We start from the raw sequence: 14,418 nt of genomic DNA, 5'->3' as shown, positions 1-14,418 counted from the left end.
TCAGCTGAGGCGGATACGCGGGTCGAGGGCCGCGTACAGCAGGTCCACGATGAGGCTGAGGACGACGAAGATGGCGACGCTGTACGTCACCACGCCGATCACGATCGGGTTGTTCTGCTGCTGGATCGCCTGAACCAGTGCCAGACCGACACCGTCCCAGTTGAAGATCGCCTCGGTGATGAGCGCGCCACCGAGAAGCGCGCCGAACGAGATGCCCAGGTAGGTGACGACCGGGATGGACGAGTTGCGCAGCACGTGCTTGAACAGCACGCGACGGCGCGGAAGTCCCTTGGCCACGGCGGTCTTCACGTAGTCCGCGCGCAGCACCTCGAGCATCGTGCCGCGGGTGAGGCGGGCGACGAACGCGATGTCGGTGATGGCGAGGGTGACCGCGGGCAGGATCATGCCTTCGAGCTTGTCTCCGCCGAGCTGCGGGAACCACTGGAGTTCGACCGCGAACCACTTCATGAGCAACATGCCGATCACGAAGGTCGGGAAGCCGACCATCATGGTCGTGAAGAATGTCGTGGCCATGTCCAAGATGCTGTATCTGTACAGGGCGGCGATGATGCCGACGCCCATACCGAACACCGTCACGAGAGCGATGGCCAGCAGGGCCAGCTTCGCGGTGTTCGCCAGCTTGGGGCCGAGGATCTCGGACACCTCGCGGCGCTGGACGAAGTCCTCGCCGAGGTCTCCGGTCGCGACCTTCGACACGTAGTTCACATACTGCTCGGGCAGCGACTTGTCGAGCCCGTACCGCGCCTTGAGCTCCGCGACCACTGCGGGGTCACGAGCCTTGTCGCTGCCTGCGATCGATCCCACGGGGTCACCGGGGAGGACGAACAGACAAGCGAACAGAACCATGGTCGCGCCGATGAGGACTATGACCATCTGCCCGAGGCGACGGGCGACGTACCTTCCCATGTTTGTGCCTCTCTACCTGGCCGCTTCTGGGAGCAGCGGCCTCCGGCCCGACGAAGGGGCCGGCTCTCGGCCGGCGGGGATTGCCCGCGGATGTGAGGGGTGCCGAAGTAAAAACGGCCTGCCGAGCGGGGCCGCGGCCCACCGGTCACCCGGGGGCCGCGGCACGTTCGCTCCTGACGGATATACCGTCCGAACCGATTACTTCTTGAGCGAGATCTTCTCGAGGATCGGGTCCTCGTTGAAGTTGATGTCGTCCAGACCGTTGAACTTGTCGGTCGCCATCAGGCGGAACTGGGAGCGGTTGAAGGTCGGGATGAGGGCCATGTCGTCCATGGCGATCTTCTCGGCCTGCTTGTACATCGCCAGTCGCGCGGCCTCGTCCTTGGTGGCGCGGGCCGTGTCGATCAGCTTGTCGAACTCGGGGTTGTTGTAACGCGCACGGTTGTCACCGGTCACGTTGCCCTCGGCGTCCTTGGACATCGAGGTCGAGTGCAGCAGCGGGTAGAGGAAGTTCTCCGGGGTCGGGTAGTCCGCGCCCCACGCGAAGCGGTAGACACCGGTGGCGCCGGAGCCCTGCTGCTCCTTGAGCATGCCCGGGAAGTCCTTGCCGTCCAGCTTGACCTTCAGGCCGAGGACGTCCTCGAGCTGACGGGCGATGGCCTGGACCCACTCTTCGTGGCCCGCACCGGTGTTGAAGGAGAACTTGATCTCCGTACCCGGCTTCAGGCCCGCCTTCTCGGCGTGCTCCTTGGCCTTGGCGACGTCCTGCTTGATGCAGGAGGTGCACAGGTCCTTCTGGTACGCCTTCGGGAACGCCGGCGGCACGATGGTCGTCGACGGGGTCTGGTAGCCCTGGAAGACACCCTTGGCGATGGCCTGACGGTCGATCGCGTAGGAGATCGCCAGACGGGCGTCCTTGCTGTTGGTCGGACCGTTGTCACCGATCGGCAGAACGAAGTTCATGCCGTTGGTGTCCTTGGCGAACCACTTGTTCTGCGGCTTGTACTTCGCCTCGGCCGTCTTCAGCATCGGCGTCGGGATGTGCGCGTAGTCGAAGGTGCCGGCCTGGAAGCCGTCGTACTCGAGCTGCTGCGCGGTCTTGTCGTTGAGGAGGGTGACCTGGACCTTGTCCAGCTTCGCCTTCTCGAGCGAGTAGTCGTCGTTGCGGACGAGGTTGATCGCCTTGTTGTGCTCCCAGACGCCGTCCATCTTGAACGGACCGTTACCGATGGGGGCCTCGCCGAACGCCTTGTCCTCTTCGCCGACCTTGGCGACCTTCGGGACCGGGCTGTAGGCGTTGTGCGCCGTCTTCAGGACGAACTCGCAGTCCGCCTTGGACAGGTCCACCTTGATGGTGTGCGGGTCCGGGGTGGTGACACCGGAGAAGGTCTTGGCGGAGCCGTCCTGCAGCTCGGCGTAGCCCTTGATGCCGGCGAAGTGGTACGCGACGTCGGACGCGGCCGCCTTGTGCGCGGCACGGGCCCAACCACGGGCGAACGCCTCGGCGTCGACGACCTCGCCGTTGGAGAACTTGGTGTCGGGCTTGATCTTGAAGGTCCAGGAGGTGCAACCCTCGTCGGACGTCGCCGACTCGGCGAGCATCGGCTCGGCCAGGCCGTCCGGCGTGTTGCCGTACAGGCCGGTGAACAGGGCGTTGGCGAGCAGCACGCCCGTGGACTCGTGGGCACGCCCCGGGTCGATGGTGTCCGGCTCGGTGCTGCCCAGGCGGAACGTGCCGCCGCCGGCAGCGTTGCCCTTGTCCTTGCTGTCACCGCTACCGCCGCCACAGGCGGTCGCGGCCAGGGCGACGACAACCGCGCCCACGACCCACTTGGCGCTCTTGGCACCGCGCATGGGTTTCCTCCTCATGAGTCCACTGATCGACTTGAGGGGCACGAAAACCTCGCCGACACCCCTGACGGCGAGTGAGTTCCTGCCCATAGTGTGCTCGTGAGTCGGCGCGATCCCCACATCGCGTGACCCATTGACCCGAGCTCAATGGAGCCATCCTCAAGTACCGCCAGGCCGTAAACCACACTTAAGTGGTCTCGTTTTCACAACATCGATCCGCGGCAGAAACCCGAAATCCGGACAAAGGGATAGGAGACAGACACGTGCGAAACGGACGGTTAGCTCATCTTCCGGAGTGTCACGGTCGGTATGCGGACACCTGAACGCAAAAATCCGCTTGACAGAAGCGAACAGCCCCTCCCGTCACGGACTCCATGACGGAAGGGGCTGCTGTGTTCCCACGGGTCCTGCGGCCCACTATGGCTACCGCGGCCGATGCCCGGGCAAACCCGGGAACGGCGGACCGAACTCGCGTACTACTTGGCGGACTTGGCGCGCGACGCGGTGCGCGAGCGCTCCTTCTGGTCCAGGACGACCTTGCGGATGCGGACGGCCTCGGGGGTCACCTCGACGCACTCGTCGTCGCGGCAGAACTCCAGGGACTGCTCCAGGGACAGCTTCCGCGGCGGGACGATCGCCTCGAAGCTGTCGGCGGAGGAGGAGCGCATGTTGGTGAGCTTCTTCTCCTTGGTGATGTTCACGTCCATGTCGTCGGCGCGGGAGTTCTCGCCGACGATCATGCCCTCGTACACCTCGGTGCCGGGGTCGGTGAACAGCACCCCGCGCTCCTGGAGGTTGGTCATCGCGAACGCGGTGACCGCACCGGCGCGGTCGGCGACCAGGGAGCCGTTGTTACGGGTGACCAGCTGGCCGAACCACGGCTCGTGGCCCTCGTGGATCGAGTGGCCGATGCCGGTGCCGCGGGTCTGCGTCAGGAACTCCGTACGGAAGCCGATGAGGCCGCGGGACGGGACGACGAACTCCATACGGACCCAGCCGGAGCCGTGGTTCGACATGTTGTCCATGCGGCCCTTGCGGACGCCCATGAGCTGCGTGACGGCGCCCATGTGCTCCTCGGGCACGTCGATCGTCATGCGCTCGACCGGCTCGTGCACCTTGCCGTCGATCTCGCGCGTGACGACCTGCGGCTTGCCGATGGTCAGCTCGAAGCCCTCGCGGCGCATCTGCTCGACGAGGATCGCCAGCGCGAGCTCACCGCGGCCCTGGACCTCCCAGGCGTCCGGGCGCTCGGTGTCGAGGACGCGGAGCGAGACGTTGCCGATGAGCTCGCGGTCCAGGCGGTCCTTGACCTGGCGGGCGGTGACCTTGCGGTCCTTGACCGCGGCCTTGGCGTCCGCGCCCTTGCCGGAGCCGCCGCGGCCGACCATCGGGGAGGTGTTGGTGCCGATGACCATGGAGATGGCCGGCTCGTCCACCGTGATCAGCGGCAGGGCGATCGGGTTCTCCGGGTCGGCCAGGGTCTCGCCGATCATGATCTCGGGGATACCGGCGACGGCGCAGATGTCACCGGGGCCGGCGACCTCGGCCGGCTTGCGGGTGAGCGCCTCGGTCATCATCAGCTCGGTGATGCGGACGTTGGAGATCGAGCCGTCGCGCTTGATCCAGGCCACGGTCTGGCCCTTGCGCAGCTCGCCCTGCTCGACGCGGAGCAGCGCGATGCGGCCGAGGAAGTTGTCGGCGTCCAGGTTGGTGACGTGGGCCTGGAGGGGGGCCTCCTCGTCGTACACCGGGGCCGGGACGTGCTCCAGGATGGTGGAGAAGAACGGCTCCAGGTTCTCGCTGTCGGCGGGGACGGTGCCGTCCTCCGGCTTGGTCAGCGAGGCGATGCCGTCACGGCCGCAGGCGTAGACGATCGGGAACTCGATCTGGTCCTCGTCGGCGTCCAGGTCCAGGAACAGGTCGTAGGTCTCGTTGACGACCTCGTCGATCCGGGAGTCCGGGCGGTCCGTCTTGTTGATGCAGAGGATGACCGGCTTGCGCTGCTGGAGCGCCTTGCGGAGCACGAAGCGGGTCTGCGGCAGCGGACCCTCGGAGGCGTCCACCAGCAGGACGACGGCGTCGACCATCGACAGACCGCGCTCGACCTCGCCACCGAAGTCGGCGTGGCCGGGGGTGTCGATGATGTTGATCGTGATCGGGGCCCCGCCGTCCTTGGGGTGATACTTCACCGCCGTGTTCTTGGCGAGGATCGTGATGCCCTTCTCACGCTCCAGGTCGTTCGAGTCCATCATGCGGTCGTCGAGCTGCTGGTGGGCGGCGAAGGCACCGGCCTGCTTGAGCATGGCATCGACGATGGTCGTCTTGCCATGGTCGACGTGGGCGACGATGGCGACGTTACGGATGTCGTGGCGCGTGGGCACTTCGGCGCTTCTCCCGGGATCGTGGATGGCGTCGCGTACGGCCTGGCACGCGAGCCTCTGCCGGGCGGAAAACCTGCCACGGCCTTACCCCATGGTACGTCGAATGACGGGAACTGCCTGCCGGGGGGTCTGTCAAGGGGCCGGACGAATGAGCGCGGCCGAGCAGGAGGTGGGGGGCTCGGACCGCTGCGCCGGCCGGAAAACCTGCGGGTCAACGGGTGTACACGACCTTGCCCGCCGGAGATCCGGCGGGCAAGGGACTTGAGTCACATCTGAGCTTGTGACCGGCGGGTCAACCTGACAGGCACCGCTTTGTCACCACATCTTCTCCTGCCGCTCCCCGCGGCTACTTCTTCGCCTTGTCCTTGGCGGACGCGGCCTTCTTCCAGCCGATGTCCTGGTAGCGCGGAGCACCGAGACCGAAGGCGCCCGCGTTCACCACGCCCGGCTTGACGGCCACCAGCTCGGGGCGCTGGTAGAGCGGGATGGAGCCCGCCGCGGCCCAGATCCGGGCGTCCGCCTTGCGCATCAGCTCGCGGGCCTGCTGCTCGTCCAGCTCGCCGAGCGCCTGGTCGAACAGCTGGTCGATGTGGTCGGTCCCGACCCGGGTGTAGTTCTGCTCGACGAGCAGCGAGCCGTCCGCGGCCGGCTCCGGCTTGGCGAAGATCGGCCGGGCGTCGGTGGCGGGGAACGCCGTCGTCGGCCAGGAGTACAGCGCCAGGTCGTACTGGCCGGAGGCCACGTGGTCCTTGAAGAAGCTGTCGTCGGCCACCTTGGTCGTCTCCGTGGCCACCCCGAGCTTCTTCAGCATCTGCGCGATCCGCTCGCCGACCGTGCGCAGCGACTCCGAGCCGGGTCCGGCCGGGACGACGAAGCGCAGGGTGAGCGGCTTGCCGTCCTTGGCGAGCATCGCCCCCGAGGTACGGGTGGCCTGCTCGGCCGGGGGCTGCGAGGCCTTCGCCGGGTCGGCCCCGTCGCGCTCGCGCGCCGTGCTCTTGCCGTCGTCGTCCGCGGCGCCGTCGGCGGTCCCGACCGCGGCCGCCTGGGCCAGCAGCGAGGCCGACTGCCCCGCGGCGAAGGGTGCCGGGGCGAGCACCGGGGAGGTCCGCTCCGCCGCGTCCGCGTCCCCGCTCCCGGCGGCGCCGACGGCCGGCGCGGCCTCCTGCTCGCCGTTTGCCCCGTCGTCCTGGCCCACGATGTACAGGCCGTCGTTGCCCGTCCCCGGGCCGGACGGGGTCTTCCCGTCGTCCTCGGGCGCGCTCTCCGGGCCGGCCTTGGCGCCCACCGGCTCGGTGATCTTGCCGCCCCGGCGCCAGCCCGCGTCCGTCAGCAGGGCCTGCGCCGCGTTCGTGTCCTGGCCGCCGAGGGCCCCGCTGTTGTCCGCGTACGCCTGCTGGCCGGCCAGGGCCAGGTGGCTGCCGACCGGCTTCGCCGGCAGGCCGAGCGGCTTGAGCACCAGCTCGGCCAGCGCCTGGCGGTCCAGGGCCCGGGCCACCGCCCGGCGCACCCGCTCGTCCGCCAGTGGGCCGGAGGAGCCGTTCATCGCCAGCTGGGTGTAGGCGGGCTCCAGGGACTTGCGGACCGAGAAGCGCCGCAGGGCCGTCTGCTCGTCGGCGTACCGCTTCACGGACTCGACGTGCTTGGTGCGGGTCTCCTGCTCCGCCGCGGCCTTGTCCTCGTCCGCGCCGAACGCGATCGCCCACGACAGCGTCGCCTGCGCCGGGGTCAGCGCCGCGCCCGGACCGTGCGCCGGGGCCCCGCCCGCCCCCGGCCCGCTCTTGCCCGCGGCGTCCCTGCGGGCCAGCGCGATCCGCTCGGCGCCCGCCCGGTCGATCTCCGCCATGTCGAGCTTCCCGGAGGCGAGCGCCGCCGGGCGGTCGGCCCGTGCCACCGCCGTCAGCAGCAGGGTGTCCAGCTTCGCCGGCCGGCCCCACCAACGCGGATTGCGGGTCAGGGCGGCGGTGCCGGCCTTCTTGTCGATCGCCCCGAGCGCGAAGGGTCCCGCGGTGACCTTCAGCGCGCCGCGGGCGCCCTCGTTGAAGGCGTCGGGGGTGCCCATGACCTGCTTCGGGTAGAGCGGCGAGAACAGCGAGCGCCAGTCCGCGTACGGCTTGGCGAAGGTGACCCTGACCTCCAGGTCGGTCTTGCCCCGCTCGATCTTCTCGATGCGGTCGTAGCCGGCGTTGCGCGCCGTCCAGTACGCCGAGTCCTTGCCGTTCAGCGCCCGCCACTGGGCCACGAAGTCGGGAGCTCCGATCTCGCGGCCGTCGCTCCACACCGCCTGCTGGTTCAGCTTGTACAGGACGACCTGCTTCGGCTCCCGCTCGACGACCTCGGCCTTCTCCAGGTAGTCGGGATTGGCCACCGGCCGCCCCTTGGCGTCCAGCACGAACAGGTGGGGCAGGACCGCCCCCGCGATCCTGTTGGTGGTGGTCCCGGCGTCGGCCTGGAAGGCGTTGAGGGTGTCCGGCAGGCCGTCCACCGCCCAGCGCAGCACACCCCCGTCCGCGACCTTCTCGCGGGCGGTCGTGGCGATGTCCTGCCCTGCTGCGGCCGGGCCGCCCTCGTCGTCACCCGCGCCGCAGCCCGCGAGCAGCGGCAGTGCGAGGACTCCCGAGGTCAGGAGCGCCAAGGACCTGCGCCTTCTCTGGGACATGGGTGGTACCTCCGGGGCGGGGCTTGGGGGAGGCGTGATCACGTTCGGCGGTATATGGAGCTGATCACACCGGTTGCCGGAACCCACTGAAATCCACGCCGCTCCGCACCCTCCGCAGCCGACTCTCGCCACGCCGCGAACCCCACCCGTGCGGACCAATCCCCCGTCCGGGGGCCGGACCCGCCCCACCGCGAGGAGCCCGGGAACGGCCTCCCGGGAGGGGCGCACGGATCACGCCTGCGCGCCCGCAATCGCTGCACGCCCCTTCACAACCGGGGACAGGAGGCACGACACTCTCAGGCGCACATGAGCGTTGCCACCGCACCCTGGCGGAAGTGAGGGCAAATCATGTCCCTGCACGACGATCTGACTGCCGTTCGGCGCACCCTGGACGAGCTGACCCGCAAGGTCGAACGGCTGGAGCGGCAGGCCGCTGGCCGGAGCAAGGCCGCGGCGCCGCCGACACCGCACCCGTCGGGGATGGTGACCGTCCCCGACACCCCGTACGACAGCTCCCTGTGGACGGACGCCGACGACGAGGGCCTGGGCGCCCGCGACCGCCGCGCCCCCTGACGGCCCCGGCGGCCTCCGACCGTCCGTCGGGCACCGCAGGCGTCCCCCGGCGGCCGTCGGCAACGCCCGGCGGCCCCGCCCACGCACCCCGCGCACCCTCCGCACCGCCCGTCCACGCCCGCATCCACCGGGCCCGGCCGCCCGCGGCCGGGCCTCCCGGGCCACCCCTCCTCCACTCCTCCCGGAGTCCCCTTTGGCCACAGGCACGGAACGACCCCAGCAGCGGCCCGGCGGCGTCCACGACGCCTCGCGGGCCGCGATCGCGGCCCGGCACCTGCGGACCGACCGGTGGTGGCTCGCCCCCGCCGGCACCGCGGCCGGGCTGCTCGCCTTCATCGTGTACTCGACCTGGCGGGCCTTCGCGAACGCCGACTACTACGCGGCCCCGTACGTCTCCCCGTTCTACTCCCCGTGCCTCGCGGAGAACTGCCAGGAGATGCGCGGCGGCCCCAACTGGGACCTCTTCGGCAGCTGGTGGGGCCTGTCCCCCGCCCTGCTGATCCTCGTCTTCCCGCTCGGCTTCCGGCTGACCTGCTACTACTACCGCAAGGCCTACTACCGGGGCTTCTGGGCCTCACCGCCCGCCTGCGCCGTCGCCGAACCGCACACGAGGTACACCGGCGAGACCCGCTTCCCGCTGATCGTCCAGAACGCCCACCGGTACTTCTTCTACGCGGCCGTGCCCGTCGCCGGCATCCTCACCTACGACACGGTGCTGACCTTCCGCGACGAGCACTACGCGTGGGGCCACATGGGCCTCGGCACCCTGCTGTTCCTCGTCAACATCGCGCTGATCTGGGCGTACACGCTGTCCTGCCACTCCTGTCGGCACGTCATGGGCGGCCGGCTGAAGCACTTCTCCAGGCACCCGGTGCGCTACCGCCTCTGGGGCTGGGTCAGCCGGCTCAACTCCCGCCACATGCAGCTGGCCTGGGCCTCCCTGATCAGCGTGGCCCTCTGCGACTTCTACGTCTACCTGCTCGCGAGCGGCGCCATCACCGACCCGAGGATCTTTTGACATGACCCAAGTGGAACGGCAGCAGTGGGACGTCGTCGTGGTCGGGGCGGGCGGTGCGGGGCTGCGCGCCGCGATCGAGGCCCGCGAGCGGGGCGCCCGTACGGCGGTGATCTGCAAGTCCCTGTTCGGCAAGGCCCACACCGTGATGGCGGAGGGCGGTATCGCGGCCTCCATGGGCAACGTCAACGAGGGCGACAACTGGCAGGTGCACTTCCGCGACACCATGCGCGGGGGCAAGTTCCTCAACCAGTGGCGGATGGCCGAGCTCCACGCCAAGGAGGCCCCGGACCGGGTGTGGGAGCTGGAGACCTGGGGCGCGCTCTTCGACCGCACGCCCGACGGCAGGATCTCGCAGCGCAACTTCGGCGGGCACGAGTACCCCCGGCTCGCGCACGTCGGCGACCGCACCGGCCTGGAGCTGATCCGCACCCTCCAGCAGAAGATCGTCGCCCTCCAGCAGGAGGACTTCAGGGAGCACGGGGACCACGAGGCCCGGCTCAAGGTCTTCCAGGAGTGCACGGTCACCAGGGTTCTGAAGGACCACGGCCCGAAGGACGGGCCGAGGGTCTCGGGCACCTTCTGCTACGAGCGCGAGTCCGGCCGCTTCTTCGTCCTGGAGGCCCCCGCGGTCGTGCTGGCCACCGGCGGGATCGGCAAGTCCTTCAAGACCACCTCGAACTCCTGGGAGTACACCGGCGACGGCCACGCGCTGGCCCTGCTCGCCGGGGCGCCCCTGCTGAACATGGAGTTCGTGCAGTTCCACCCGACGGGCATGGTCTGGCCGCCGTCGGTGAAGGGGATCCTGGTCACGGAGTCCGTGCGCGGCGACGGCGGGGTGCTGCGCAACTCCGAGGGCAGGCGGTTCATGTTCGACTACGTCCCCGACGTCTTCAAGGAGAAGTACGCGGAGACGGAGGAGGAGGGCGACCGCTGGTACGAGGACCCGGACCACAACCGGCGCCCGCCCGAGCTGCTGCCCCGCGACGAGGTGGCGCGCGCTATCAACTCCGAGGTGAAGGCGGGGCGCGGCTCCCCGCACGGCGGGGTCTACCTCGACGTGTCCACCCGGATGCCGGCCGAGCGGATCAGGCGGCGGCTGCCGTCGATGTACCACCAGTTCAAGGAGCTGGCGGACGTGGACATCACGGCGGAGGCGATGGAGGTCGGCCCGACCTGCCACTACGTGATGGGCGGGATCGCCGTCGACTCCGAGACCGCGGCCACGGTCGGGGTGCCCGGCCTGTTCGCGGCGGGCGAGGTGGCGGGCGGCATGCACGGCTCCAACCGGCTGGGCGGCAATTCCCTGTCCGACCTGCTGGTCTTCGGGCGGCGGGCCGGGCTGCACGCGGCCGGCCACGCGGCGGGCCTGCGCGACCGGCCCCCGGTGGTCTCCCAGGCGGAGATCGACGCGGCGGCCGCGGAGGCGCTGGCGCCGTTCCACGCGGCCGAGGGCGCGGAGAACCCGTACACCCTGCACCAGGAGCTCCAGACGACCATGAACGACCTGGTCGGGATCATCCGCCGGGAGGGGGAGATGGCCGAGGCACTGGAGCGGCTGGCGGCTCTGCGGGTACGGGCGTCGCGCGCGGGGGTCGAGGGGCACCGGCAGTTCAACCCGGGCTGGCACCTCGCCCTGGACCTGCGCAACATGCTCCTCGTCAGCGAGTGCGTGGCCCGCGCGGCGCTGGAGCGCACCGAGAGCCGGGGCGGCCACACCCGGGAGGACTGCCCGGCGATGGAGCGCGACTGGCGCCCGGTGAACCTGCTGTGCCGGCCGGTGGACCCGGTCCCGGCGGACCCGGCGGCCGACCGGATCACGCTCGTCCGGACCCGTACCGAACCCATCCGCCCGGACCTGCTCGCGCTGTTCGAGAAGGAAGAGCTGGTCAAGTACCTCGCCGAAGAGGAGCTCCACTGATGAGTGCGTACGAGGCGGGCTTCCGGATCTGGCGGGGCGACGCCGAGGGCGGCGGGCTGCGGGACTTCACCGTCGAGGTGCACGAGGGCGAGGTGGTCCTCGACATCGTGCACCGGCTCCAGGCCACCCAGGCCCCGGACCTGGCGGTGCGCTGGAACTGCAAGGCGGGCAAGTGCGGCTCGTGCAGTGCGGAGGTCAACGGCAGGCCGCGGCTGATGTGCATGACGCGGATGTCGACCTTCGAGCGGTCCGAGACGGTCACGATCACCCCGCTGCGTGCGTTCCCGGTCGTCCGCGACCTGGTCACGGACGTGTCCTTCAACTACGCGAAGGCGCGGGAGGTGCCGGCGTTCGTGCCGCCGGAGGGGGTCGCCCCGGGTGCGTACCGGATGCAGCAGGTGGACGTGGAGCGCTCGCAGGAGTTCCGCAAGTGCATCGAGTGCTTCCTGTGCCAGGACACCTGCCACGTGGTGCGTGACCACGAGGAGAACAAGGGCGCCTTCGCCGGTCCGCGTTTCCTGATGCGGGTGGCGGAGCTGGACATGCACCCGCTGGACGCGGCGCGCGAGGCGGGCCTGGACCGCGGGCGGGCGGCGCAGGAGGAGCACGGGCTGGGCTACTGCAACATCACCAAGTGCTGCACGGAGGTCTGCCCCGAGGGCATCGCGATCACCGACAACGCCCTGATCCCGCTGAAGGAGCGGGCGGTGGACCGCAAGTACGACCCGCTGGTGTGGCTGGGCAGCCGGATCCGGCGGCGCTCCGACGGCCGCTGACCCGGTGCCCGGCCGGCCCCGTGCGCGACGTCCGCGCCGCACGGGGCCGGGCGGCACCGGCCGGAGGGGCCGGGCGGCCGGAGCGGGGGCGGCCACCTCCGGTGACTCCGGATGCGGGAGCCAAGAGCCACCCATACCCTCCCAAATGTGATGCCGCCGAGGAGCAGGACGCAGGGGCGCACCGTCGCCGTGAGGTCCGTACGGGCCGCGCTCGCGCTCGCCGCGGCGCTGCTGGCCGTCGGCGCTCCCCTGGTGGCCGGGGCTCCGGCCGCACGGGCCGAGGATCCCGTGGCCCTGTCGGAGCAGGGGCAGATCACCGACCTGGTCGGGGCGCTCGGCGACCGCAGGCCGTCGGTCACGGCCGCCCTGGACAAGCTGTACGCCGACCGGCGGATCCAGCTCTTCGTGGCGTACGTCCGGGACTTCTCGGGGCGCTCCCCGCAGGGCTGGGCCGACGCCACCGCCCAGCGCAACGGCCTCGGGCAGGACGACGTGCTGCTGGCCGTGGCGACCGGCGAACGCCAGTACGCCTATTCGGCCGACGTGGACTCCGGGTTCACCGAGCGGCAGCTGGCCGAGGTGGCGCGGACCGCCATCGAGCCGGCCCTCCGGCAGAACGACTGGGCGGGCGCGGCGATCGGCGCCGCGAACGGGTACGACGCCGTCCTCGGCGGCGAGCCGGTGCCCGCCCCGACCATCACGCCCGGCCCGGCCGACCCCGGCGGCGGGAGCGGTGAGAGCGGGGCCGGGGACTTCGTCCTGCCGGTGATCGCGGTCGGTGCGGCGGGGGCGCTCGGGGTGTACGCGTACAGCCGCCGCAGGCGCAAGGACGCCGCGGGCGGCGGCCGCGGTACGACGACCGGACCGGGCTGGCCCGAGGGGGCTCCGGACCGGCTCCCGCTGGCGGAGCTGGACGGCAGGGCGAAGGCGCTGCTGGTGGAGACGGACGACGCGGTGCGCACCAGCACGGAGGAACTCGGCTTCGCGTCGGCGCAGTTCGGCGAGGAGGCGGCGGAGCCGTTCACGCAGGCCGTGGCCCATGCCAAGGACGAGCTGACGCACGCCTTCCGGCTGCGCCAGCAGCTCGACGACGCCTACCCGGAGGACGACGCGACGCGGCGGCGGATGCTGGACGAGATCGTCGCCCGCTGCACGGAGGCCAACCGGCGCCTGGACGCGGAGGCGGCGGCCTTCGACCGGCTGCGGGACCTGGAGAAGAACGCCGCGCAGGCGCTGGCGGTCGTGGAGGCGCGCTATCTGGAGCTGACCGGGCGCACCACCACGGCGCGGGCGACGCTGACGGCGCTGGCCGGGCGGTACGCGGACGCCGCTTCCGCGCCCGTGGCCTCCAACGCCGAACAGGCCGAGGACCGGCTGCTGTTCACGGCGACCCGTCTGGGGCAGGCCCATGCGGCCCTGGACGCGGGCGAGAACGGTACGACGGCCGTGCACGTGCGGGCCGCGGAGGGTGCGGTGGACCAGGCGGCGACCCTGATGGACGCGATCGAGCGGCGGGCGCAGGAGCTGGCGGAGGCGGCCGGGAAGCTGCCGGGGTCGCTGACCGAGACGGAGACCGACCTGGCGGACGCCCGCGGCCTGCTGTCGGGCACCCCGGAAGGCACCTCGACGGCGGACCTGCGCGGGCGCATCGGCCGGGCGGAGTCCGTGGTGGCGGACGTACGGCGGGAGGTGGCGGCCGGCCGGTACGACCCGCTGGGCGCGCTGCGCCGGGTGGAGGAGGCCGACGCGGCGCTGGACGAGGCGCTGGCCGGGGCGCGGGAGCGGGAGTCGGGGCGGCAGCGGGCGGCGGCCCTGCTCGACCAGGCCGTGCTGTCGGCACGCAGTGCGATCGACGCGGCGACGGACTACGTCACGACGAGCAGGGGCGCGGTGGGCAGCCAGGCCCGCACCCGGCTCGCGGAGGCGGGCCGGCACCTGGAGCGGGCGGGGGCCCTGGCGGCCTCGGACCCGGCGGGGGCGCTGGCGGAGGCGCAGCAGGCGGACGCGCTGGCCCGGCAGGCCCAGCAGCTGGCGGAGCAGGACGTACGGGGGTACCAGGACCCGTACGCGGGCCGGCGCGGCGGCGGTCAGGGCGGGGCCGTGCTGGGCGGAATCATCCTCGGCGAGATCCTGCGGGGCGGCTTCGGAGGCGGGGGCGGCAGGGGAGGCGGGGGCTTCGGGGGAGGTTTCGGAGGCGGCGGGGGCAGCGGTCCGGGGTCCTTCGGCGGCGGCGGGACCCGCGGCCGGATGGGCGGGGGCGGCCGCTTCTGAACGGTGCCGCGGTCGCGCGGGCACGGACCACCACCATCCCTCACCTG

At 71.2% G+C, this 14,418-nt stretch carries 9 protein-coding genes; 5 read left to right on the top strand and 4 right to left on the bottom strand.

Annotated elements, in window-relative coordinates:
• The 4 genes from ACPU2J_RS22130 to ACPU2J_RS22115 form a co-directional block, all read right to left on the bottom strand.
• A complete protein-coding gene (locus ACPU2J_RS22130; RefSeq protein WP_385957139.1) occupies positions 1-894 on the bottom strand; it encodes an ABC transporter permease in 894 nt (297 codons plus the stop codon).
• Between the two features lie 231 nt (positions 895-1,125).
• Entirely contained in the window at positions 1,126-2,781 is a 1,656-nt protein-coding gene (locus tag ACPU2J_RS22125; protein WP_420079705.1) for a peptide ABC transporter substrate-binding protein, read from the bottom strand.
• Between the two features lie 473 nt (positions 2,782-3,254).
• Positions 3,255-5,159, bottom strand: coding sequence for a translational GTPase TypA (typA, locus tag ACPU2J_RS22120; RefSeq protein ID WP_046775998.1), 1,905 nt, complete (start codon positions 5,157-5,159; stop codon positions 3,255-3,257).
• A gap of 346 nt (positions 5,160-5,505) precedes the next feature.
• Complete coding sequence (locus tag ACPU2J_RS22115) at positions 5,506-7,815, bottom strand: ABC transporter family substrate-binding protein (protein ID WP_423833866.1); 2,310 nt, start codon at positions 7,813-7,815, stop codon at positions 5,506-5,508.
• A gap of 348 nt (positions 7,816-8,163) precedes the next feature.
• Here ACPU2J_RS22115 and ACPU2J_RS22110 point away from each other — a divergent pair, with 348 nt between their 5' ends.
• The 5 genes from ACPU2J_RS22110 (at position 8,164) to ACPU2J_RS22090 (ending at position 14,371) form a co-directional block, all read left to right on the top strand.
• Positions 8,164-8,388: a hypothetical protein gene (locus ACPU2J_RS22110; protein ID WP_420079707.1), complete on the top strand. Its 225-nt coding sequence runs from the start codon at positions 8,164-8,166 to the stop codon at positions 8,386-8,388.
• Positions 8,389-8,581: 193 nt separating this feature from the next.
• A complete protein-coding gene (locus ACPU2J_RS22105) occupies positions 8,582-9,406 on the top strand; it encodes a hypothetical protein (RefSeq protein ID WP_399815381.1) in 825 nt (274 codons plus the stop codon).
• 1 nt (position 9,407) lies between these two features.
• A complete protein-coding gene (locus ACPU2J_RS22100) occupies positions 9,408-11,324 on the top strand; it encodes a fumarate reductase/succinate dehydrogenase flavoprotein subunit (RefSeq protein ID WP_420079708.1) in 1,917 nt (638 codons plus the stop codon).
• Positions 11,324-12,100 (top strand): succinate dehydrogenase/fumarate reductase iron-sulfur subunit, encoded by a 777-nt coding sequence (locus ACPU2J_RS22095; protein WP_361590475.1) that lies wholly within the window; start codon positions 11,324-11,326, stop codon positions 12,098-12,100. Before ACPU2J_RS22100 ends, ACPU2J_RS22095 begins: the two co-directional genes overlap by 1 nt.
• Before the next feature lie 150 nt (positions 12,101-12,250).
• Entirely contained in the window at positions 12,251-14,371 is a 2,121-nt protein-coding gene (locus ACPU2J_RS22090; RefSeq protein WP_423834994.1) for a TPM domain-containing protein, read from the top strand.
• The last annotated feature ends 47 nt before the right edge of the window (positions 14,372-14,418 follow it).

The organism is Streptomyces manipurensis (assembly GCF_049570255.1).
In the GTDB taxonomy this organism is placed as follows: Bacteria; Actinomycetota; Actinomycetes; order Streptomycetales; family Streptomycetaceae; genus Streptomyces; species Streptomyces manipurensis.
This window is presented reverse-complemented; position numbering and strand designations above follow the sequence as displayed.

Bases quoted from the DNA above. Each gene is read 5' to 3' on its own strand.
- ACPU2J_RS22130 (WP_385957139.1), bottom strand. From the start codon at position 894: ATGGTCATAGTCCTCATCGGCGCGACCATGGTTCTGTTCGCTTGTCTG.
- ACPU2J_RS22095 (WP_361590475.1), top strand. From the start codon at position 11,324: ATGAGTGCGTACGAGGCGGGCTTCCGGATCTGGCGGGGCGACGCCGAG.
- ACPU2J_RS22125 (WP_420079705.1), bottom strand. From the start codon at position 2,781: ATGCGCGGTGCCAAGAGCGCCAAGTGGGTCGTGGGCGCGGTTGTCGTC.
- ACPU2J_RS22100 (WP_420079708.1), top strand. From the start codon at position 9,408: ATGACCCAAGTGGAACGGCAGCAGTGGGACGTCGTCGTGGTCGGGGCG.
- ACPU2J_RS22115 (WP_423833866.1), bottom strand. From the start codon at position 7,815: ATGTCCCAGAGAAGGCGCAGGTCCTTGGCGCTCCTGACCTCGGGAGTC.
- ACPU2J_RS22110 (WP_420079707.1), top strand. From the start codon at position 8,164: ATGTCCCTGCACGACGATCTGACTGCCGTTCGGCGCACCCTGGACGAG.
- ACPU2J_RS22090 (WP_423834994.1), top strand. From the start codon at position 12,251: ATGCCGCCGAGGAGCAGGACGCAGGGGCGCACCGTCGCCGTGAGGTCC.